Below are 23,407 nucleotides of genomic sequence, written 5' to 3'. Positions count from 1 at the left end.
GACAACTGCATTTCCATGCCGTAAAGATACAACTTTTAAACGAATTATTCGCATTTCACTTACTTTTGACTATAATAATCTTACAGGCAATGCAGCTATATGGCGGATAGAACAAAGCTTGCTTGTCATGCCGGATGTGGAAGCCAGCGTAATTGAAGAAGCGGATTGGCAATCCTGTGTGACACAGGAAACAGAGGAGTAACACCAACTGTGTGTATTCCATTAAAAAGCACAATTGCACACCGTTATATTCTATGGCAGTTCCATACATAAAAACCACCATAGAATGTATTTCGTTTAAAACAACATTTGATGAACCTATTTGGAGGCATTTTCTTCTCTGTCAGCATCACCATTACCCGGAAGCACTCCCCCACTCTTCTGATAAGCAGAAGGAGTGACACCAAATTGGGTCTTAAAGCATTTACTGAAATAGAACGGGTCGTTTATGCCTACCTGACGAGCCACTTCGGCAATGGTAAACTCATCGGACTGTGCCAGCAAATCGGCCGCTTTCTTCATACGCATGACACGCAAGTATTCATTAGGCGAATAGCCGGTTATGCCACGTACTTTCCGGTAGAAAACCGACCGTCCTACCCCCATCATTGTCGCCAGGTCGTCTACCGACAGTTGAGGGTTCTCCATGTGTTTTTCTACAATCAATGTCAGACGCTCGGTAAACAATTTGTCTTTATCGGTACGGCAAAGTGCCGAACCAAGCATCGTCGGGTCGTTCGAGAACTTTTTGCGCAACTTGTCGCGCTGTTCGATAAGACGGAAGGCTCTTACCAACAGCAGTTTCAGACTAAATGGTTTTGTAATATAAGCATCTGCCCCGCAATCGATACCTTCTACATGCTTATCATCGGTACCTAATGCTGTCAGCAAGATAACGGGTATATGACTGGTTTCGAAATTGTCTTTCAACCGTCTTGTCACTTCGAAACCAGAATAGCCAGGCATCATCACATCACTGATAATCAGGTCTGCATCATATTCTAAAGCTTTCTTCAGCCCCGATATGCCATCTTCTTCAGCATCCACTTCAAAATAAGTACTCAACTCCCGTTTCAAATATTCACGCACATCGGTATCGTCTTCGATAATCAGTACTTTACGCTTATTCAGCGGAACAGGTATCTCGACATCCTTTTCCTCGCAGTCTTCTTTTGATGCATCGGAAACATTTTCCAAGAATAATTCCGTCTGCTGTTTCTCCGTCTTTTCTTCTTCCCGCAAAATCACGTTATCAGGAATCAAGAAATCTTTTTCATCGTATGCCGATGCATCCGATGGCAAAGAAACGATGAAAACCGAACCCTTTCCCCCTGCATTCTCCCGATAAGTGATTGTCCCTTTGTGAACAACGACCAATTCATGAGTCAGATGCAGACCGATTCCCATACTGCTTCCAGAGATACGATTCTTGGCAAAACGTTTGAACAGTTCTTCACGCTTTTCTTTCGGTATACCCACTCCGGTATCTGACACCTGGACTATAAATCGGTTGCCAGCCTCATCTACCTTTGCCGTCAGGATAATTGTCCCACCGGAAGGAGTATATTTGAAGGCATTAGACAACAGATTATAAACTACTTTGTCCAGCTTCTCCTTGTCGACATACATATTATAATGGTCCGTCGAAGGTTCGAAACAGAATTTCATGCGTTTGGATTCTGCCATTTCCTTAAAATTCAAAGTCAAGTCGTGCAAGAAATCCATGACATCTATTTTTTCCAATGAAAGAGTGAGCTTGTTGTTCTGCATCCGCCGGAACTCCAAGAGTTGGTTGATAAGCCGTAACAGACGCATCGTACTCTTGTCCATAACCCGTACCGAAGAAGCTATCTCCTTGGGAAGCTTCCCAGACAGATGTATTTTCTCCAACGCATTTTGTATCAGTGTAAGCGGTGTACGAAACTCGTGCGATATATTGGTAAAGAACACCAGCTTGTATTCTGTCAGCTGCTCTTCCACCTTAATCTGATTACGCAAGGCATTCATCCTTGCCAAAATGCGATATGTCAAATACAACGCCCCTCCCAACAGAAGGATATAAATCAGGTATGCCCATATTGTACGCCAAAACGGAGGAACTACAACAATCTTCAATACCGATTCTTTTTCATTCCACACTCCCAGCGAATTGCTAGCCTTGACATGCAAACGATATGTTCCGGGACGAAGGTTTTTATATGCTGCGAAATTTAATGGCGAAGGAATACTCCATTCCTTTTCATATCCTTCCAACATATAGCAGAACTTTTGTATGCCCGGCCGTACATAATCCAAGGTAGAAAAATTGACAACAAAAGAATTCTGATTATAATCCAACCTGATTTCGGACAGATAAGGCAAAGCCAATTCCAGCGGAGAGGAATCATCACCGGGACGTACGGATACTCCGTTCAGTTTCAAATCGGTAAATGTCACGACACTTTCATTTCCGGCTTCAGACACCAATATCGGATTGATGACACTCAATCCATAGTTCGTGCCGAAAGCAAGCCGCCCGTCAGGCAAACGGATACCGCAATTCTCACAATAGATATTCCCCAATACATTCGAAGAAAAGAAATGATTTTCAAAAATCCCCGTCTGCCGGTCGAAACAGGAAATGCCGTATTCTGTAGAAATCCACATATTGCCTTGCTGGTCTTCTACGAAATCCTGCACCATATTGTTTACCAGACCATCGGTCACTCCACAATGCACAAATTTCAAACGGGCATAATCCTGACCCGGCGCACAATATGAAAATCCGGCTCCGGTCTCAGCTATCCAGACATATCCTTCCGAATCAAGAACAATGCTCCGTATCTCATTACTGTACAGACTGCCATTCTCCAATGCATAATGATAATAAGCATTCGGATTACGTATCAGCTCGTCTGGCTGAAATACATAGATACCCTTGTCTGTCCCCATCCATATCCATCCTCCACGGTCTTCACACAAAATACGTACCCGGTTTTGTGCCTCCGACTGGAAAAAACGGCGAAATTGGTATTTCCCCTCTTTACGTACAGCAAGATTCAATCCTCCTCCAAAAGTAGCGACCCACATCCTTCCACGACTGTCGCACATCAAGTTATAAATCTGATTGGAAGAGAGTGAAGTCGAATCGTCCCGTTGGTGCATATAACGCTCTTCACCGACAATGATTCCCTTTCCACGCGTGCCATACCATTTCGTGCCCTCCCTGTCTTCGGCTATGGCATATACATTGGTATTGGCTTTCAATACATTCTTTACTGCCAGCAAAGTATCATAAACGACCACATCTCCTGTACGTGTTGCCAAATAGATATCGGAACCATCGAGACAAGAAACAAACCGTACAGCATTGGAACGGTTTATTTTCTCTTCTCCATTGGGATATACCCTGGCTACATCTGTATTGACTATGTTCAATTTATCCACCCCGGTAAACTCCGAACTGACCCACATGTTACCCAACTGGTCTTCCATCAGACATAGCAGATAATCAGAACTTATGACTCCGTTATCCTTTTCACCTGTTGTAAAATGTTGCATCTCATCATGCTGCAAATCATATACATACAAACCATTCCCGTATGTAGCAATCCATAAAAGGCCACGCGAATCATGTACAATCGAATAACGTTCCTCATCAATGTAATCCAAATCCTCTTTCGTCATAAGCTGGAATTCCAATACTTTCCCACTTTCTACCTGCAGATAGCGCAATTTCCCGGAATTGTTATAAATCCAGAAATCATGCTTGTTATCTTGCTGAATCTGCACATTGCGTATATCCAACATGGGATTGGGTTTTACGTAACATCCTTGACGGAAATTAAAACAAAAATTACCAGCCGATGTATAAATCATCCACTCATCACGGTAATATACCTGACCATTGAAACGAAGAGACTTATGTACGGCAAGCTGATCCAGCTGTTTTATCTGTCCTGCCGCATCTGTCCCATACATAGAACCATCGGAAGCAAAAAAGTATGCCTTTCCCTCATACCGGTAAATATACCGGATATTCAAACGAGAATCGATAGTCAGTAATTTTCCGTCCAGCCAATGGTATAAACCGTGAGCAGTAGCAATCCATACACCTCCCTTTCCATCCGGGTAAATCTGATTCACATCATCCGATGCCAAACATTTACCTTTCTTAAAAGATTCTGAAGTCAATGACCCTCCTTTACAGACAACCCTACGGCATCCGTCCTGAGTGCCCCATAGCCAAACATCTTCGTCTGCTTTCTCTGGAATATAAATAGAACTGTATGAATCCAAATATTCTCCACACCCGGTAAAATCAACTACCTGTCCTTTGCGCAAATCGTAACAACTATATAACGAGTTGGTATGACGTATCCATAAGAAGCCGTTTTTATCTTCAGCCAAACGGTATACACGATGGTCGGCAAGCGAAATCTTCATCTCCTTTTCAGGCAAGAATGTCAGAAAAGACAAACCGTCATACCGGTTAAGTCCGTCAAGCGTACCAAACCAGATAAATCCTTTCCCATCCTGATAAATACAACGTACTGAATTATTCGCCAGACCTTCAGCAACGGTCAATCGCTCCGAACGTACATCAACTCCCCCTAAAACTGCAGTGCATATTCCCAGCCAACCCACAAGTAACAATACTATCCTTTTCATGTCTTCACGGTATCAAATGATAATGATGTGCAAACTTAAAGAAAATTATCATTCGCCCCAACAAGAAAAAAGGGATTTTTGAACACAAAACCACACAAGTACCCGTACAAGTGGTCCACAGGTGTCTATTTTCCCAACAAACCTACACACAACCGCCAGACCTTTAAAAAAACATTGCCGCAAAGATGCGAAGAGGAACAATCCTCTTTCGTATCTTTACGGCAATGCATGTTTAAGTTATTATGTCAATAGAAATACTTACAAGTTCCGTCCGTGGCAGTTCTTATATTTCAAACCACTTCCACAAGGGCAAGGGTCATTGCGTCCTACCGTCTTTTCGGCACGATAAGGTTCTTTTTTAGCATCACGTGTATCTTTTCCAGCAGCTTCCTGTTGGTCGGGATCATTCAAGTCCTGCTTTTCCTCACGGTATTGCTGACGGGGTTGCTGAGGTTCGGGAGCAGCCTGACGCACTTGCTGAGGTTCTTGTACTGGAATCTGTCCGCGCATCAATACAGATATGGTATTGTTATTGATTTTGTTCACCATAGCATCAAACAAATTGACTGATTCGAGTTTGAAAATCAACAACGGATCTTTTTGCTCATAGCTTGCATTCTGTACCGAATGTTTCAATTCGTCCAGTTCACGGAGATTCTCTTTCCAGGCATCATCAATCACGTGTAATAATATCGCTTTTTCGAAAGCCTTGACAATAGCCTTTCCTTCGGTTTCGTAAGCTTCTTTCAGATTCACCGAAATGTTATACATACGCTTACCGTCGGTTATCGGAATCAAAATGTTCTGATAAACCTGTCCCTGGTTCTCATACACTTGTTTGATTACCGGATTGGCAATCTGTGCCATACGTTCGGTCTTGCGCCGGAACAGGTCCATCGCACTTTGGAAAGTCTGTTCGGCAAGTTCGTCTTTGCTCTTGTTGCGGAAATCATCGCTGGTAAACGGAGTTTCCATTGCCAGTGTCTGAAGAATTTCCATCTTGGCATCTTCGTAGGCCGGCTGAGCTACTGCATTGTAGCAACGATCCCAAATCATATCTGCGATATCCATACCGATACGTTCGCCCATCAAAGCGTGACGGCGTTTCGTATAAACCACGGTACGCTGCTTGTTCATCACATCATCGTATTCCAACAAACGCTTACGGATACCGAAGTTATTCTCTTCTACCTTCTTCTGGGCACGTTCGATAGATTTCGATATCATGCTATGCTCTATCATCTCGCCTTCTTTAAAGCCCATCTTATCCATCCAATGAGCCAGACGGTCGGAAGCAAACAGACGCATCAGGTCGTCTTCCAACGATACGAAGAATACAGAAGAACCCGGGTCTCCCTGACGTCCGGCACGACCACGCAACTGACGGTCTACACGACGTGATTCATGACGTTCTGTACCAATGATAGCCAAACCGCCTGCCGCCTTCACTTCCGGACTCAGCTTGATATCGGTACCACGTCCTGCCATATTGGTGGCAATGGTCACCGTACTGCTCTGTCCTGCCTTTGCAACAATTTCCGCTTCCTTCTGATGCAATTTCGCATTCAATACGTTGTGAGGAATCTTACGAAGGGTAAGCATCTTGCTCAGCATTTCCGAGATTTCGACCGAAGTAGTACCTACCAATACCGGACGGCCTGCCTGCACCATCTTCTCGATTTCTTCGATAACAGCCTTATACTTTTCACGCTTGGTCTTATACACCCGGTCATTCATATCAATACGGGCAATCGGACGGTTGGTCGGGATTACTACCACATCCAGTTTGTAGATGTCCCAGAATTCACCCGCTTCGGTTTCTGCTGTACCGGTCATACCTGCCAGCTTGTGATACATACGGAAATAATTCTGGAGTGTAATCGTTGCAAAAGTCTGGGTAGCAGCTTCCACCTTCACTCCTTCTTTGGCTTCTACAGCCTGATGCAAGCCATCGCTCCAGCGACGTCCTTCCATAATACGGCCGGTCTGTTCGTCAACAATCTTCACCTGACCGTCCATGACTACGTAATCGGTATCTTTTTCGAACATCGTGTATGCCTTCAGCAACTGGTTGATGGTATGTACACGTTCTGCCTTGATGGCATAGTTCGTCATGAATTCATCTTTTTTGGCAAGCTTTTCTTCATCGCTCAATCCGGGAGCATTTTCCAGTTCCGAAAGTTGGGCTGCAATATCGGGCAACACAAACAATGTAGGATCTTGAGATTTTCCGGTAATCAAGTCGATACCCTTATCGGTCAAGTCTACGCTCTTCAGTTTTTCGTCAATTACGAAATACAAAGGTTCTACCGCCTCGGGCATACGCTTGTTGTTCTGCTCCATATAGATTTCTTCGGTCTTCAGCATGCCTGCCTTGATACCCGGTTCGCTCAAGAACTTAATAAGTGGCTTGTTCTTCGGCAACGCCTTATGACTACGGAACAAGGCAAGGAAACCGGCTTCCTGGTCTTCTTTCTTGTCCGAAGCTATCAGACGCTTGGCATCTGCCAGATACTGAGTAGCCAGTTTACGCTGTGCTTCTACCAGTCTTTCCACCAACGGGCGAAGCACTTCGAACAATTGCTCGTCACCTTTGGGCACCGGACCGGAAATAATCAGCGGCGTACGTGCATCGTCAATCAAGACCGAGTCGACCTCATCGACAATGGCATAATTATGCTGACGCTGTACCAAGTCTTTGGGGCTTACTGCCATATTGTCACGCAAATAATCGAAGCCGAATTCGTTATTGGTACCAAATGTAATGTCTGCCATATAAGCACGGCGGCGGGCTTCCGAGTTGGGCTGATGCTTGTCAATGCAATCCACGCTCAAACCATGGAACATATAAAGCGGCCCCATCCATTCCGAGTCACGCTTAGCCAAGTAATCATTTACGGTTACGACATGCACACCGTTTCCGGTCAAAGCATTGAGGAATACCGGAAGCGTAGCCACCAGAGTCTTACCTTCACCTGTTGCCATTTCGGCAATCTTGCCTTGATGCAATACCACACCACCGAAAAGCTGTACATCATAATGCACCATATTCCAGGTAATCTCATTACCACCAGCTATCCAATGATTCTTCCAGACAGCCTTTTCACCTTCTATCCGTACGAAATCACGTCCTTGTGCAGCCAGATTGCGGTCCATTTCGGTAGCTGTGACCTCGATTTCTTCATTCTCGGCGAAACGACGTGCCGTATCTTTTACAATCGCAAAAGCTGTAGGCAACACATCATTCAATGCCTTTTCGTATTTGTCGAGCACCTCTTTCTCCAGCTTGTCTATCTGATTGAAAATCGGCTCACGTTTTTCGATGTCTGTTGCTTCGATAGTTGCTTTCAAGTCTGCAATCTTCTGAGTCTCTGCAATTGCAGAATCCTTGATATACTTTTTCAATTCTTCTGTCTTGGCACGCAACTCATCGTTCGTCAACTTCTGGATTTCCGGATATACTTCCTTTACCTTGTTTACCCACGGCTGAATCTCTTTCATGTCACGAGTAGCCTTGTTTCCGAAAATCTTACTTATAAATTCATTAAATCCCATTTTATGTTGTTGTTTTTATTATTTCTATTAAAAATGATTTTGTTAATTCGGTTGCAAAGATAAGCAATTCGCCATGTATCCGAAAAGCTTCTTGATACAAAATTACTTGCGAATGCCTGTAAGAGGGGCTGACATCGCAGCATTAGGCGCCCGAATGCGCATGAAGTGAGCTACCGTAGGAGCTATTGTAGCTACTTTTACCGGAGTATACAGAATTTCCGGCTTGATGTTGTTACCAATGAAAATAAGCGGAACCGATGCATACGTATCCCGCACTACATGAGTAGAATGTGAAACCTCATCGATAACCGACCAGCCGGGCATCACCTCCACGTAAATATCTCCCGAACAATTCGGATTGAATGTATTGCGGATTTTATCGATACGCGGAGTCCATGCTCCCAACAACAGGCGTTGTGAAGAATATGCCGTACGCACGCCACTCATCTGCACAATAAAATCAGAAGCACAGTTCAGTATCTCCGTCAGGTTCAGCTTGCGGTCTTCTATCAGTTTATGGTTCAAGTAGATTTGACGGTCGTAATACGTCTCCACGTATTGCCCGGGACCGTATATCGCCATCAAATACATGTTCAACAAAGCGGCACAACGCTCGATGTGAAATTCACCGCTGGGGATACGATATTGCTCAGGGTCTTTAGGTTCCGAATCCGCATACCCCGTCGAAGTTATAAAGAACAGCGTATTGGCAAGCCCTACCCTGCGGTCTATCAGTTCCAGCAATTCGCCGATGGAATGATCCAGGCGCACATACATATCCTGAATTTCCATTGCATATTCCGTATTCGGCTTGTGCGCATAGTTGCCCGCATAATACGAAAGGGTGAGCAGGTCGGGAATATTGTCTTTTCCCACCTGAGTATGAAGCAGACATGCATCTACCAAACGGTTCACCTCATCATTCACATACGGACTGGTCTTGAACTTCCTGTATTTTTCCAACCGCTCATCCGAAAAATCGTGTTTGAAAGTCAGTTGCTTGGCGGTAGATGTCACATAACGGTACGAAGTGACTGGCAAATAAGGTCCCCATGTCAAACTACCGATACGGAAATCAAGCCCTTCCTGGTCATTATAGGTAGTCACCCAGTCGGGAAACGTACCATAGTAAGTAGAACCACACCACTTACCTGTTTCATCATTCAGCCAAAGCGCACACTTTGCTGCATGTCCGGCGGAAAGAATCGCCATTTCGCGTGTAGGAGCAATAGAATATACTTCGGCAGCCCCGTTCGATGCCACCATCAGCTCATCCGACAAGGTAGATACCAACAAGTGCTGGGGCGAAGTGCTTTCGGAGGTATAAATGCCCATATAGGCAGGATCGTCTACACACTTTACCATCCGGAGTGTATTACGGTCCATCCAGCGGTTGCCCACAATGCCATTATAATAAGGTGTAGTGCCCGTGTAAACCGATGCCACTGCCGACGAGCGGTCGATATTGATAAAGTCGTATTCCGCATTACAATACACCCGCCCTTCTTTCATCAGCCGTTTGAAGCCTTTCTCGCCATACAAGGCAGAGAATGCCTCGATGTAATCCGAACGGAGCTGGTCGATGGTAAGGCCAACTACCAGACGGGGTACGGGTGACGCGGTCTGTGCCTGCAGCCCGGTCAGTACAATCACGGTGATTAAAGATGTCAGTATGCGTTCTTTCATTACTTTTTGTTCCAAACTAATATACGGCTCACGGAGTTCACCAGCAAACCGAGTGCCAAAGGTAATACTGTTAAATTAAATTCTTGCCCACAAATCGGGATAATCACCATAAATAATGTTAAATACACGATATTTATGACATGATAAGGGTCTTTCAGCCCTTTTTTCTCATGAAAAACGAGGAATGGGAGGTAGAACAACGGCACCGGATTGAACAACCAGAGCAACCAGTTTGAGCCTACCGTGGGGTGGGTAGAGAAGAAAAACAGGAAAGCGACGATACACCCTGCCAGCCCCTGCAGCAAGAGCAACACTACGTCCCATCCCCACCACACACACCGATGCTTCCATTGTACCCATCCCATCACGATGCAAACAATGAGGAACAAGATACCACACGCCACCGGAGATAAAGGAAAACCTGGTTCCACTGGTTCAGGATCGACATTGACGATAGTTGTCTTTTCGGACACCAACGGACGCTTCACTCCGGCGGACGACACAATATAAGCACTATCCGCATAATGCAACATATAGAAAGGAGCAAACATCTGCAGGCGTTTTCCTATCTCCCGGTCCGCCTCCACACCCAGGCAAAGGTCGATACCGAATTCGTCCCACAGAGCTTCGGAGGTAAACTCGTGAATGATGCTACGGAATGTCTTTCCGCCGATGGAATCGGCATACACCACTTTTCCTTCGATAGCTTTCTCTATCTGGTCGCGGGCACGGGTGGTACAGTTATCATAAAAATAATTATACCGGTACACCCGATTCTCAGGACGGTAATTCTCTTCGAGCAATCCCAGAAGCCTCAACTTTTCCTCCTGTGTCAGGTTCAGTACTTGCTGATACACCGAAGAGCCACGCATGGCATATTCAGCCCTAAAATATATATAAGGTGTAATACCCAGCTGATAATCGGTCTCTCCTTTCACGAAACGCCACACGAAATGCGGCTCACGGAAATTGAACATCCCGTAATTGAACACCAGGTCAATCTCCCTCGTATAGTTCTCGTACCGGATAGCCGTATGCCCGAAGTGCGCATAAATTTCGCTTCCCGGCGCACAGGTAAGCAAGCTGAACCGTATGCTGTCCGACTTGAAGCTGGCTGCGCGGGCAAACCCGACTATAAGCAACGCCAAGAGCAAGTATATGAGTTTCCTCTTCATTCTATATTCGTTTCTGTCTCAATCCGGATGCAAAAATACAAGGAATAATTCAGATGTTCGAAAGAAATTATGAGTTTTATTGCGTGACCTATTCATTTTTTAATTTACTTTGCACCGCAAAAAACGAAAAGAAGTGAACTTAGTTATCGACATAGGCAACACTGTTGCCAAACTTGCCGTATTCGACAAAGAAGAGATGGTAGAAGTGCTCCGCGGGTCAAACCATTCGCTGGACTATCTTCCCATGCTATGCCACAAATACCCCATCGGACACATCATCATTGCATCTGTCATCTCGCTCAGCAATACGATACGCAGGCAGCTGAAGAAGATAGACCTGCCCATTCTGGAATTGACGTACGAAACTCCTGTACCCATCCGGAATATGTATAAAACCCCGAAAACATTGGGCATGGACCGGCTGGCAGCAGTAGTAGGAGCCAATTACCTATGTCCGGACAAGAACCTGCTGGTCGTCGATGCGGGTACGGCACTCACCTATGAGTTCATCGATGCACAAGGATGCTACTGGGGAGGAAACATCTCGCCAGGCATCTATACCCGCTTCAAAGCCTTGAACGCTTGTTGCGACAAGCTTCCTCTGATAGAAAAAGGAGGCGACCTGCCCGAGTTCGGCTACAGTACCGAAACCGCAATCCGCGCAGGTGTCATCAAAGGCATCGAGTTCGAAATCATGGGCTATATCCGTCTGATGCAAAAAAAATACCCTGACCTTTTGGTTTTTTTAACCGGAGGAGATAAATTTTCTTTTGATACAAACTTAAAAAGTATCATCTTTGCAGACAGATTTTTAGTATTGAAAGGTTTAAACAGAATATTGAATTATAATGTTAAGAAATAAAGCACTTCTACTCAGCGTCTTGATGATAGGAAGCTGGTTGACGGCCTCTGCCCAGTCAAGCACGAATTCTCCTTATACACGATATGGCCTGGGCGACTTGTCCGACCGCGGTTTTGCCAACAATGCAGCCATGGGAGGCATCGGTTACGGCCTGCGTTACAGCGAACACATCAACCTGACCAATCCGGCATCCATATCTTCGGTCGACTCTCTTTCGTTCATGTTCGATATGGGAATGAGCCTGAAAAGTTCGAACTACAAGGAAAACGGCATCAGTTCCAATGCCAAGAACTCCAGCTTTGACTATATCGCCATGCAGTTCCGCCTGCACAAGCGCTTGGGTATTGCCGTCGGATTCACTCCGTTTTCGAACGTAGGATATAACTTTTCGACCACTACCCCTGTAGAAGGAAGCGAAAGCTATACGGCTACCAATACATTTTATGGCGACGGAGGTCTGCAACAGATTACCGCAGGGCTGGGATTCAAGATACTGGATAACCTTTCTATCGGAGCAAGTGCCGGATACATGTACGGCTCGCTCAATTACCAGTCCAGTGTAGGATTCAACACTACCAGCGACCAGACCATTGTCTACAACGAAGTCAGGGTAAAAAGCTATGTGGCCAATTTTGGCTTGCAATACACCCAGAAGATCAACAAGACTGACAACCTGACACTGGGCTTGGTGTACGAACTGGGACATACCCTGAACTCGACCGACACGCGAGGCATTCAAGTTACCGACAATTCGAATTATTCTACAACAAACGAAACGAACATATACGATTCGTATGGCATTCCGCACACATTCGGTGCCGGTGTGGCATATATGCATAAAAACAGGCTGACCATCGGTGCCGACTATACCCTGCAAAAATGGGGTTCGGTAAAATACAACAACCAAACCGATATGTATAAAGACCGCAGCAAAATCGCGATAGGAGCCGAATACCTGCCCAACCCCATCGGAAGAAACTACTTGGCACGGGTACGTTACCGCGTAGGCTTCAACTATGCCACTCCTTACCTGAAGCTTCCCCAATTCGAAGGTCCTTCCGAATACAGTGTCAGTGCCGGATTCGGATTCCCTCTCAATGTATTTCAATACAGGACTGTCTTAAGCCTGACAGGAGAATATGTACGCGTGCAGCCTTCAGTTGCCAATGTATTATCAGAGAACCGCTTTGTCATCAAGTTGGGCCTGACCTTCAACGAACGCTGGTTCATGAAATGGAAAGTCAACTAAGGAAGCGGTTATCCGCAATGCCATGAAGTATGCAGGTTTATTGGTAATATGGCTCCTCTGTTCCCTTTCAGCCAATGCACAAAAAGGAATAGAAGATGGTTCACGCTTCGGACACGGTGAAGATAGTGTCCGGTGCATACAGCATATTGCCCTGTATAAAACTTATCTGCAAAAAAATGATTTTGCCCAAGCCTACAGCCCATGGAAATCGGTATTTACCGAAGCCCCCTGGGCATCTCCCAATATCTACACCGATGGCACCCAAATCCTGCGTGCACTGATTGCCGATTCGGATAACGAAACAAAGGAAGAGGATTACTTGACAGAATTGATGAATATACATGACCAGCACATACAATATTTGGATTCATTGAACACATTGACCCATACACCGGTTACCCCCGGATTCGTCTTGGGGATGAAGATACACGACTATGTCATGTTCTCGGGTACCGACATCAATATAGACAAGGCATACAGAAAAGAACAAGAAGCCATCGGCATGGAAAAAGAAAAGTCCACTTATTATATGCTGGAAGACCTCATGGACCTGTCGCTGCAAAAATTGAAAACAAATGCCGGACACATCGAACAGTTTATCCAAGACTACTTGAAGGCATCCCGCTACATCCGCTTCCGGCTGGAAAGCACCATAAACGACCCACAGAAGCAACATCTATGGTCGATAACAAAAGACTACATAGACACCCGCTTTATCGAGAGCAGATGTGTAACCTGTGAGGACTTACAAAAACTATATGCCCCCAAAATAGAACAGCATAGAACCGACCTGGCATATATCAATCTGGTTCTTTCTACCCTGAGACAACTGAAGTGCACGGGTGAAGAAGTATATCTGACGGCTTCAGAAGCCGCCTATACCTTAACGCCTACAGCTGGACTTGCAGCAGAATGTGGACGCTTATGCTATCAAAGGGGCAAAATAGAAGAAAGCATAACCTACTTTGACGAGGCGGCAATGCTGGCCGCCAATCCTGCGGACAAAGCCGAATATTGCTATCGTGCGGCAAGAGTCTTGTTTCAAGACAAACAATGGAAACGGGCAAAACAATATGCACTCAAATCCATATCCCTTGATAAAGACGAAGGTAAACCGTATATATTGATTGCGCAAATGTATGCTTCGAACCCCAACTGGTGCAAAGAAGCTACCCTGAACCAATGCACTTACTTTGCCGTAATCGACAAGCTGCAAAAAGCCCAATCAGTCGATACAAGCACAGCCGATGAAGCAACCCAGCTCATCAATACCTACCAGAAACATATCCCTACCGAAAAAGCACTTGCCGGCTTGGGACTGAAGAAAGGCAACGCCGTCATTTTGGGCGGATGGATAAACGAAACCATAATCTTAAGATAAACCGACATGATACAACATAAACCGAACCAAAAGAAATACATGATACCGCTGTGCCTGACGATTGCCGTATGGGCAATTTTAATGGTTGTCTTACTGCCTTCATGCGGGAAAAAAGAAAATCTGGCAGAAGCTGTAGGAAAAGGAGACTCCATCCCAGACATGCGCACCACCGGAGTAACCACCTACATCTCCGACTCTGGAATGATACGCTATAAAATCATTACAGCCGAATGGCTTGTTTACAGCCGGATAGACACCCCGTATTGGGCATTCCAGAAAGGCATTTACCTGGAAAAGTTCGATACCCTGTTCCACATAGACGCCAGCATCAAAGCAGATACGGCTTTTTATTACGAACCCAAGAAATTATGGGAACTTCGCGGCAATGTACATATACGTAGCCAACGGGGCGACAAATTCGACACCCAACTGATGTATTGGGACCAAGGCAAAGAACGAATCTATTCCGACCGCTATATCCGGATCGAACAGCCTGACAAAATACTAACCGGATACGGATTCGAATCGAATCAGCAAATGAGCGAATACCAAATATTCAATAATACCGGTATCTTTACCGTAGAAGATACAGCACCGGCAGATACCGTCCAACAACCGAAAACCAATTAAGTGACATGACGAGCCTTATCATTAACCTAATCATATGCATGACACTTTCCGTCTTTTTCGCAGGGACGGAAATAGCTTTCCTCTCCTCCAGCAAGTTACGCTTCGAGATGAGGAAAGACAATAGCTTGTCGGCACAGATTCTTTCCAAATTTTACCACGATGCCAATCACTTCGTGTCTACCATGCTGGTAGGAAACAACCTCTCGTTGGTAATGTTCTGCATCGGGATGACACAATTGTTCGGGCAATATGCATTCCCCCGTACATCCCTGCCTGCTGCCTGGATAATAATCATCGAAATCCTGACCTCTACGGCAATCATGATTCTCACCATCGAATTTATCCCCAAAACATTGTTCAAGATGTTTCCAGGACACATGTTGCGACTTTTTGCCGTACCCGCCTTCATCTTCTATATAATCCTGTATCCCATCAGCTGGCTTGTGGCATTACTCTCCACCGGCATTTTACGCATATCCGGACATAAAGTCGATAAAAAAGTAAAAGAAAAGGCATTCACCAAAGTCGACCTCGACACATTTATTGAAAACAGCTTGAAAGACACGAATGACCCGGAGAACATCAACACCGAAATCGAACTGTTCCGCAATGCCCTCGACTTTACGAATATCAAGGTACGCGACTGCATGATTCCCCGTACCGAAATCATAGCTGTAGAACTCGATACTCCGCTCGAAAAACTAAAAGAAACATTTATCGAGCATGGCATCAGTAAAATCATCGTCTATAAAGAAAGCATTGACAATATCGTAGGCTATATCCATTCCTCTGAAATGTTCAAGCCTCTCACCGACTGGCACAAAAACATACGCCGCATCCCTATCGTACCCGAATCGATGAGTACCCATAAACTGATGAAACTGTTGATGCAGCAAAAACGGTCACTTGCCGTAGTAGTCGATGAGTTCGGAGGTACATCGGGTATTGTATCCATGGAAGATCTGGTAGAAGAAATCCTGGGTGACATTGAAGATGAACATGATACCAAATCTACCATAGCCAAAGCCATCGGTGACAACGAATACATTTTCTCCGGACGGCTTGAAATTGAAAAGGCAAACGAGGAATTCGGACTCAACCTGCCCGAAAGCGACGAATACCAAACCATCGGAGGGCTGATTCTCCACGAATTCCAAAGCTTTCCCAAACCTCATGAAATAGTAAACATCAATCATTTTCATTTCAAGATAATCAAGGTCACAGCTACGAAAATAGAGCTGGTCAAACTGAAAGTTATGCCTCAAACATAAGGAAAACATCATTTTTTTGAGGAAAAACGACACTGCTACGTACATTTTTTGTATCTTCGTGCGCTAAAAGGAAAAACAATAAACAAAATAATAACTTTAAATGGCAACTTTACAATCAATTAGAAGCAAAGGACCACTTTTGGTCATCGTAATCGGTCTTGCCTTATTCGCTTTCATTGCGGGTGATGCATGGAAAGTTCTCCAGCCGCATCAGGGAAGACAAGACGTCGGAGAAGTCAATGGAGAAAAACTCTCCGCACAAGAGTATCAAAAAATGGTAGATGAATTCAGCGAAGTCATCAAGCTGACCAACGGGCTGAACTCGTTGAACGAAGACCAGCTGACAAACGTCAAAGACCAGGTATGGAACACTTATGTCACCAACCAGCTGATAGCAGGAGAAGCAGAGAAACTGGGACTGACTGTTACCGATAAAGAACTTCAGGCAATCATCGATGAAGGTACGAACCCGCTGCTGATGCAGACTCCGTTCCGTAACCCACAGACAGGAGCATTCGACAAGGATATGCTGAAAAAATTCCTGGTAGAATATGCCAACCTGGGCTCATCACAAATGCCTGCACAATATGTAGAGTATTACCAAAAACTAGGTAACTTCTGGACATTTGTAGAAAAGACATTGAGACAATCTTTGCTGGCATCCAAATACCAGAATCTGATTGCAAAATCCTTGATTTCGAACCCGGTGGCAGCAGAAGATGCTTTCAAGGGACGCACCGAACAAAGCGACCTGCTTCTGGCTGGGGTTCCTTATGCCAGCATCAGCGATTCTACCATCACCGTATCCGATGAAGAAATCAAGAACTTATATAACGAACGGAAGGAATCTTACAAACAACCGGTCGAGACCCGTGACATCCAGTACATCGATGTACATGTAATACCTTCTGCCGAAGACCGCGGTGCCGTATTGAAGGAAGTAACCGAATTTACAGACCAACTGGACAAAACCACTACAGACTATGCTTCATTTGTCCGCTCTACCGGTTCTACCGTCAACTATACAGGCGTAGCCATCAACAAGACTTCACTGCCACAAGATGTAGCAGCCCGTCTTGACTCTGCGTCAGTCAACGAAGTATACGGTCCTTATTACAATGCGGGCGATGACTCGTACAACACGTTCAAGATTCTTGCCAAGACTACGGCTCCCGACTCTATCCAATTCCGTCAGATTCAGGTAATGGCAGACACAGAAGCAAGACGTACCGAACTGGCAGACAGCATTTTCAATGCTATCAAGGGAGGTGCCGACTTTGCAGAAGTGGCAAAAGCATACGGACAGACAGGCGAAGCTACATGGGTGAATGCCATGAGCTGGGAAGGTGCTGCATTGGATGCTGACAACCTGAAGTACATCCAGACACTTATCAACCAGCCGGTAAACGAACTGAAGAACCTGAAAGTAGGACAAGCCAACCTGATTCTTCAGGTAATGAGCAAAAAGGCTATGAAACCGAAATATGATGTAGCCGTTATCAAATGCCCGGTTGAATTCAGCAAAGAAACATACAATGATGCTTATAACAAATTCAGCCAGTTCGTAGCACAGAACACAACGCTGGAAGACATGAAAAAGAACGCAGAAGAAGCCGGTTACACAGTAATTCCACGTTCCGATTTCACCAGCGATGCACACTACGTAGGCAACATCCACTCTACCCAGGAAGCCTTGAGATGGATTTTCAACGCTAAAGCTGGCGAAGTTTCTCCGCTTTACGAATGTGGAGACAATGACCACATGATTATGGTAGGCGTAGAAGCCATCAACAAAAAAGGTTACGTCAACATCAACAAAGTGGCAAACATGCTGCGTAACGAAATCATCCGCAACAAGAAAGCCGAACAATTGATGGGACAAATGAAGGACTTCAACAGCCTGGCACAAATAAAAGAAATGAAAGATGCCGTAAGCGACAGCGTAAAACACGTAACGTTCAATGCCCCGGCATACATTTCTGTTACACATGCCAGCGAACCTGCCATCAGTGCTTACGCTTCGAAAACCGACGTAGAAAAGGTATCGGCACCTATCAAAGGCAACGCAGGTGTCTATATGATTCAAGTATACGCCAAAGACAAAGGCAGCGAAGAATTTGATGCTAAAAAAGAAGAATCTGCACTCTCATCCATGAGTTCAGCCTATGCAAATCAATGCATCTCCGAACTGCGTGAAAAAGGTAAAGTAACCGACCAGCGTTATTTATACTTCTAACGACAACTACCCCATTCAAACAAGGAAGGTGTGCCGAAATGAAAACTAACTTTTCGGCACACCTTCCTTGTTTTTTATCCATTCAGAATTTGTTTTGAAACACGGATTAACCCAGATTAGCACGGACAATAGTTTATACTATATGCGGTATAGACTTATGTATTTTAATGAAACATAACTATTCACCACAGAGGCCACAGAGTACCACAGAGGAAAAATTTAAAAGACTCTGTGTACCTGGGTCAGTGGTGAGAAATACACAAATCTGTATCACGCATAATATATAACAATTCAACCAGGGGAAAAATGAACATCTCCTATTATGAGACGGATGGAATCCGTCATGGAAACCAACACCGATGCAGGCGTTGTTGGGAGCAGTGACGGAGCTGGAACAATCTTATGAAAATAAAGAGAAGCCAACAGTCCGGCGCGTATAACTGCTTATTATTGAGTATTTTACAATAGCTTGCAGGATTAGAAGAAATGTCCCTGCCTGAACCATGAATGAATCTTACCCTAACATACAGGACGGTATCCCGGCGGCAGACGCCGCTTTGCCCGATGAACACGACCGTTTGAAATGGTTCGTCATGCGCGACCTTAAAAGATGCAACGCCAGGCTACCGGCATACAGGCTGTTCAAGGAGCTGGGGATAGAGGCTTTTACACCGATGGTGTGGAAACTTTCGGTAAGACATGGCAAACGGTGCCGTGAGAAAGTCCCTTTCATGCAGGACCTGCTTTTCGTGCATGACACCCGGCATTCCATCGACTCAGTCGTTGAATCGTACAACACTATCCAGTACCGCTATGTGCGTGGCGGCTACAGGATCCCCATGACGGTAAGGGATGCCGACATGCAGCGTTTCATCCACGCCGTAGAGTCCTCCGAGAGTCCACGTTATTACACGCCGGATGAAATATCCTCCGACATGATAGGCAGGAAAGTACGTATTATCGGCGGTTTCCTGGACGGTTATGAAGGATATCTGCAAAAACTGCAGGGTTCACGCATCAGGCGTCTGTTCGTCGGACTCCCCAACCTCCTGACCGCTTCCGTTGAGGTACAGCCGGAATACATCCTGTTTTTATAGTTGACAAGGTATCAGTTGACAAGGCAACAAGGTTCTGATTACACTAATGGCATCTAAAACCTCGTCAACTTGTCAACCCGTTAACTTGTCACCTGAAATAAAATGCATACGATAGACCAGTTCAAGTCCCGATGGAAACGCCTTCACCATCCGTCCATGAACGTGGACGGCGACGTGACTTTCTTTTATGGGATCTATGTCAGGCTGCACCATCTGGCGGAACAGGATGCACGGGCATTCGATGGGCGGCTTATCCTTTCCCTGCTGCTTTATACGGAAAATACCGTCGCCATCGGGCTTGACGGCGTTTACGAAGACATGTACCGCAGCCTGGGCAATGTGGTGTTCCGGTGGTGCGACGGATCCGGCATGAGTGCCAATGCCACCTCACAGGTCCACGACCTTGTGTCACAGGCTGTGGCGGATGCCCCCTGCAGCGCCCTCAGGCAATGGATAACGGAAAGCGTGCTGTCATGCGACTTCCAGCGTCTGAGCGATGTGCTGACCTATTTTGCACGGGAAGACAGGGTCCTGCGGCATGTCTATCCGGACTTGCACTGCCGCAAGCCGATGTTCCTGCGGATCGCCGGAGAAAAGCAGGCAGCCCGGCAGATGTTATGGGCGGACCTTGCCTTCAACTGGCAGGACAAACACGGCAATTCCCTGCCGGCTACTTTGGCAAGGCAGTGCCGTCTGACGGCTCCTTTAATGGAGGAGTGGGAAAGGCTCCCGCTGCAGGAAGCGGCAGGCCTTCTCGATACCGTCCGTTCCGAACGGCTGGATACCTATACGGTCATTGGCGTAAAAGACGGACGTACATTCACTTTGCGCCACAGGGACGGCAGGCTGTTCAAGGACGTAACGTCCCATAGTTCTGTTCCTGAGGATGTACGGACCGGCTGTCTCGCCGCCCAGCTCGTCCTTTATAAGGACAAGGCATACATCAGTGGGCCTGCTGTCCGGCTTATGGATGACGCCGCAGCCGGCTGGAACGGGGAGGCCATCTGGAGCGACATCTTTAAAAAGGAGCATGAGGCAGCAAGGCAGGTCTACTTCACCACACCGTTCGGCAGACGAATCAGCCTTTACGAAGACCTGTATACCATCCCGGAAGACCCTGATGAAGACAGCTATGCCGGCATGGGCATCTACCTGGACGAACCCAACATCTTCGATTTCCTGGAATGGCTGAAGCCGTCGGATAATGCTCAAGGAGTATCACGATGAGCCAGACAAGCTACACGGGTGGGAAGACTCCAAGTCTGCCTGCATCATCAACGGCGGCAAGAACCTCATCGCCCCAAACGCGCGACAGGCAGAACAGACCATACAGGATAGTATCCACGAAAAATGAATATATACTGCATCGGCAGTTGAATATATACTGCAACTGCTGATGAATATATACTGCAACTGCTGATGAATATATACTGCAACTGCCGATGAATATATACTGCAACTGCCGATGCAGTATATATCCCTAAAAAGGCAGATATAAAAGCCAATCATGAGCGATTGCCTACAACCACAATAGAACAACATAAACTTACCGATATGAAGAATATAAAAATAGCCGTAGCCGGAACAGGTTACGTAGGACTTTCCATTGCCACGCTCTTGGCACAACACCATCAGGTAACGGCTGTAGACGTGATACCCGAAAAGGTAGACTTGATCAACCAACGCAAGTCACCCATCCAAGACGAATACATTGAAAAATATTTGGCGGAAAAAGACCTGAACTTGACCGCAACCTTGGATGGAGCAAAGGCATACAGCGATGCAGATTTTGTTGTCATCGCCGCACCGACCAATTACGATCCGGTAAAGAATTATTTCGATACCAGCCATGTAGAAGAAGTCATTGAACTGGTAAAGAGTGTCAATCCGCACACCATCATGGTGATTAAGAGCACCATTCCCGTAGGCTATACCGAAAGCATCCGCAAGAAAATGCAGTGCGACAACATCATTTTTTCACCCGAATTCCTGCGCGAAAGCAAGGCATTGTATGACAACCTCTATCCCAGCCGCATCATCGTAGGCAGACCCGAAGGGGATAAACGGCTGGATGAAGCAGCCCACACATTCGCGGAATTATTGCAGGAAGGAGCAATAAAGGAAAACATTGACACCTTGTTCATGGGTACAACGGAAGCCGAAGCGGTGAAACTTTTTGCCAATACCTATCTTGCCTTGCGTGTAAGCTATTTTAACGAACTGGATACCTACGCAGAAATGAAAGGACTCAATACACAGGCTATAATCAACGGTGTTTGTCTTGACCCACGAATCGGCACTCATTACAACAATCCGAGTTTCGGTTATGGTGGTTATTGTCTTCCTAAGGACACGAAACAGCTACTTGCCAACTATGCCGATGTGCCCGAAAACCTGATTCAAGCTATCGTGGAAAGCAACCGGACAAGAAAAGATTTTATTGCTGACCGTGTACTTCACAAAGCTGGTTACTATGATTATTATAACCGTGGCGATTTCAATCCATCAGAAGAAAAAAAGTGCGTCATCGGTGTTTACCGCTTGACAATGAAATCAAACTCGGACAACTTCCGTCAGTCAAGCATCCAAGGTGTAATGAAACGGGTGAAAGCCAAAGGTGCGGAAGTGATAATCTACGAGCCTACGCTGGAGAATGGCAGTACGTTTTTCGGCAGCAAGGTGGTGAATGACCTAGATGTTTTCAAGGCGCAGAGCCAGGCGATTATCGCCAACCGCTATGACGCTTGTCTGGATGATGTACAGGAAAAGGTTTATACGAGGGATTTGTTTGGAAGAGACTGATTTTGAAACATACTCCTTGCTTATAACAAAAATAATTTTTATTTTTGCAGAAAAGGGATAAAGCTATGGCAACGACAGCAATCAGACTGAACAAGGAATTGGTAGACAAGGCGCAAGCATACGCTACAGCAGAAGGGAAAAGCCTTTCTTCCATTATTGAAGATTTTCTTTCGCGTTTCACCTCTTCAAGAGAAGAGACGGAAGAAATTCCGGATATTGTATTGAGTCTGTTAGGAGCTGGGGCTCCGGTAGATGATGACGACATCAACGGACGGAAAGCCTATTATGGCCATTTAGAACAGAAGCATCAATGAAAAGGGCATTTCTTGATACAAATGTTGTAATAGATTTGCTGGATAAGCGTGAAAGGTTCTATCCTGCTGCTGTAAAATTGTTTACGTTGGCCTATAAAAGGGAATTGTCTTTATATATCTCTCCTTTGACTTATGCCACAGCAGCTTATGTCCTTCGAAAACATCCTATTGAAGAATTACGTATACTCTTATCTAATTTGCGTAAACTTTCGCATGTAACTTTAGCTGATGAACAAACTGTTGACAATGCGCTGTCTTCCGGTTTTGATGATTTTGAGGATGCGTTGCAGTATTGTTCAGCTATAAAAGAAAACGTAAGTGTCATTGTTACCCGAAATGTTAAAGACTTTTCCTTGTCTAAACTTCCGGTTATGACACCAGATGATTTTTTAGCAAGATATTTCTGTAAGTAGTCAAAAAATGGCTATTGATTGAAATGGGTAACTTCGCTGCCAACCAAATTTATAGAATTATGTATAGCAGTGAAGATCTTGAAAGG

The 23,407-nt window shown here is 45.5% G+C and carries 17 protein-coding genes; 13 read left to right on the top strand and 4 right to left on the bottom strand.

What is annotated here, in order from left to right; all coding sequences use genetic code 11:
* The coding region (locus H9625_RS14745) for a hypothetical protein (RefSeq protein ID WP_191765100.1) at window positions 1-202 on the top strand (202 nt) is incomplete at its 5' end.
* 116 nt (window positions 203-318) lie between these two features.
* Here H9625_RS14745 and H9625_RS14740 read toward each other — a convergent pair.
* The 4 genes from H9625_RS14740 to lnb form a co-directional block, all read right to left on the bottom strand.
* Window positions 319-4,650 carry a hybrid sensor histidine kinase/response regulator transcription factor gene (locus tag H9625_RS14740; RefSeq protein ID WP_191765098.1) on the bottom strand — a complete coding sequence of 1,444 codons (4,332 nt, stop codon included), beginning with the start codon at window positions 4,648-4,650 and terminating at the stop codon, window positions 319-321.
* Window positions 4,651-4,908: 258 nt separating this feature from the next.
* A complete protein-coding gene (gene secA, locus H9625_RS14735; RefSeq protein ID WP_087210982.1) occupies window positions 4,909-8,205 on the bottom strand; it encodes a preprotein translocase subunit SecA in 3,297 nt (1,098 codons plus the stop codon).
* Window positions 8,206-8,307: 102 nt separating this feature from the next.
* On the bottom strand, window positions 8,308-9,891 hold the full coding sequence (locus H9625_RS14730; protein ID WP_022039035.1) for an alkaline phosphatase family protein: 1,584 nt from the start codon (window positions 9,889-9,891) through the stop codon (window positions 8,308-8,310).
* Entirely contained in the window at window positions 9,891-11,066 is a 1,176-nt protein-coding gene (gene lnb, locus H9625_RS14725; protein WP_087406720.1) for a lipoprotein N-acyltransferase Lnb, read from the bottom strand. The genes H9625_RS14730 and lnb overlap by 1 nt, the downstream gene beginning before the upstream one ends.
* 133 nt (window positions 11,067-11,199) lie before the next feature.
* Here lnb and H9625_RS14720 point away from each other — a divergent pair, with 133 nt between their 5' ends.
* From H9625_RS14720 to H9625_RS14665, 12 genes are all read left to right on the top strand, one after another.
* Window positions 11,200-11,928: a type III pantothenate kinase gene (locus H9625_RS14720; RefSeq protein WP_022039037.1), complete on the top strand. Its 729-nt coding sequence runs from the start codon at window positions 11,200-11,202 to the stop codon at window positions 11,926-11,928.
* Window positions 11,915-13,177: an OmpP1/FadL family transporter gene (locus H9625_RS14715; RefSeq protein ID WP_022039038.1), complete on the top strand. Its 1,263-nt coding sequence runs from the start codon at window positions 11,915-11,917 to the stop codon at window positions 13,175-13,177. The genes H9625_RS14720 and H9625_RS14715 overlap by 14 nt, the downstream gene beginning before the upstream one ends.
* A gap of 22 nt (window positions 13,178-13,199) precedes the next feature.
* Entirely contained in the window at window positions 13,200-14,558 is a 1,359-nt protein-coding gene (locus tag H9625_RS14710; RefSeq protein ID WP_191765096.1) for a tetratricopeptide repeat protein, read from the top strand.
* A gap of 6 nt (window positions 14,559-14,564) precedes the next feature.
* A complete protein-coding gene (gene lptC, locus H9625_RS14705) occupies window positions 14,565-15,188 on the top strand; it encodes an LPS export ABC transporter periplasmic protein LptC (RefSeq protein WP_087210994.1) in 624 nt (207 codons plus the stop codon).
* A gap of 5 nt (window positions 15,189-15,193) precedes the next feature.
* Window positions 15,194-16,459 carry a hemolysin family protein gene (locus tag H9625_RS14700; RefSeq protein WP_191765094.1) on the top strand — a complete coding sequence of 422 codons (1,266 nt, stop codon included), beginning with the start codon at window positions 15,194-15,196 and terminating at the stop codon, window positions 16,457-16,459.
* 100 nt (window positions 16,460-16,559) lie between these two features.
* Window positions 16,560-18,695: a peptidylprolyl isomerase gene (locus tag H9625_RS14695; RefSeq protein WP_191765092.1), complete on the top strand. Its 2,136-nt coding sequence runs from the start codon at window positions 16,560-16,562 to the stop codon at window positions 18,693-18,695.
* Between the two features lie 593 nt (window positions 18,696-19,288).
* Window positions 19,289-19,792 carry a UpxY family transcription antiterminator gene (locus H9625_RS14690; protein WP_225226456.1) on the top strand — a complete coding sequence of 168 codons (504 nt, stop codon included), beginning with the start codon at window positions 19,289-19,291 and terminating at the stop codon, window positions 19,790-19,792.
* Window positions 19,793-19,894: 102 nt separating this feature from the next.
* On the top strand, window positions 19,895-21,019 hold the full coding sequence (locus tag H9625_RS14685) for a hypothetical protein (RefSeq protein ID WP_191765088.1): 1,125 nt from the start codon (window positions 19,895-19,897) through the stop codon (window positions 21,017-21,019).
* Window positions 20,997-21,146: a hypothetical protein gene (locus H9625_RS14680; protein WP_225226454.1), complete on the top strand. Its 150-nt coding sequence runs from the start codon at window positions 20,997-20,999 to the stop codon at window positions 21,144-21,146. The genes H9625_RS14685 and H9625_RS14680 overlap by 23 nt, the downstream gene beginning before the upstream one ends.
* 200 nt (window positions 21,147-21,346) lie before the next feature.
* A complete protein-coding gene (locus H9625_RS14675; protein WP_191765086.1) occupies window positions 21,347-22,594 on the top strand; it encodes a nucleotide sugar dehydrogenase in 1,248 nt (415 codons plus the stop codon).
* A gap of 65 nt (window positions 22,595-22,659) precedes the next feature.
* The gene (locus H9625_RS14670) at window positions 22,660-22,908 is read left to right on the top strand and encodes a DUF6364 family protein (protein WP_191765084.1); all 249 of its coding nucleotides are present in this window, start codon (window positions 22,660-22,662) and stop codon (window positions 22,906-22,908) included.
* Window positions 22,905-23,321, top strand: a complete 417-nt coding sequence (locus tag H9625_RS14665; protein WP_087406727.1) for a type II toxin-antitoxin system VapC family toxin — start codon at window positions 22,905-22,907, stop codon at window positions 23,319-23,321. Before H9625_RS14670 ends, H9625_RS14665 begins: the two co-directional genes overlap by 4 nt.
* Window positions 23,322-23,407: the final 86 nt, after the last annotated feature.

Origin of the sequence: Phocaeicola intestinalis, assembly GCF_014837065.1 — a bacterium.
In the GTDB taxonomy this organism is placed as follows: Bacteria; Bacteroidota; Bacteroidia; order Bacteroidales; family Bacteroidaceae; genus Phocaeicola; species Phocaeicola intestinalis.
The sequence above is the reverse complement of the archived record's forward strand: the minus strand, read 5'-3'. Positions and strand labels throughout refer to the sequence as shown.

Bases quoted from the DNA above. Each gene is read 5' to 3' on its own strand.
- H9625_RS14700 (WP_191765094.1), top strand. From the start codon at position 15,194: ATGACGAGCCTTATCATTAACCTAATCATATGCATGACACTTTCCGTC.
- H9625_RS14685 (WP_191765088.1), top strand. From the start codon at position 19,895: ATGCATACGATAGACCAGTTCAAGTCCCGATGGAAACGCCTTCACCAT.
- lptC (WP_087210994.1), top strand. From the start codon at position 14,565: ATGATACAACATAAACCGAACCAAAAGAAATACATGATACCGCTGTGC.
- H9625_RS14695 (WP_191765092.1), top strand. From the start codon at position 16,560: ATGGCAACTTTACAATCAATTAGAAGCAAAGGACCACTTTTGGTCATC.
- H9625_RS14740 (WP_191765098.1), bottom strand. From the start codon at position 4,650: ATGAAAAGGATAGTATTGTTACTTGTGGGTTGGCTGGGAATATGCACT.
- H9625_RS14690 (WP_225226456.1), top strand. From the start codon at position 19,289: ATGCGCGACCTTAAAAGATGCAACGCCAGGCTACCGGCATACAGGCTG.
- H9625_RS14670 (WP_191765084.1), top strand. From the start codon at position 22,660: ATGGCAACGACAGCAATCAGACTGAACAAGGAATTGGTAGACAAGGCG.
- secA (WP_087210982.1), bottom strand. From the start codon at position 8,205: ATGGGATTTAATGAATTTATAAGTAAGATTTTCGGAAACAAGGCTACT.
- lnb (WP_087406720.1), bottom strand. From the start codon at position 11,066: ATGAAGAGGAAACTCATATACTTGCTCTTGGCGTTGCTTATAGTCGGG.
- H9625_RS14675 (WP_191765086.1), top strand. From the start codon at position 21,347: ATGAAGAATATAAAAATAGCCGTAGCCGGAACAGGTTACGTAGGACTT.
- H9625_RS14730 (WP_022039035.1), bottom strand. From the start codon at position 9,891: ATGAAAGAACGCATACTGACATCTTTAATCACCGTGATTGTACTGACC.
- H9625_RS14715 (WP_022039038.1), top strand. From the start codon at position 11,915: ATGTTAAGAAATAAAGCACTTCTACTCAGCGTCTTGATGATAGGAAGC.
- H9625_RS14665 (WP_087406727.1), top strand. From the start codon at position 22,905: ATGAAAAGGGCATTTCTTGATACAAATGTTGTAATAGATTTGCTGGAT.
- H9625_RS14680 (WP_225226454.1), top strand. From the start codon at position 20,997: ATGCTCAAGGAGTATCACGATGAGCCAGACAAGCTACACGGGTGGGAA.
- H9625_RS14710 (WP_191765096.1), top strand. From the start codon at position 13,200: ATGAAGTATGCAGGTTTATTGGTAATATGGCTCCTCTGTTCCCTTTCA.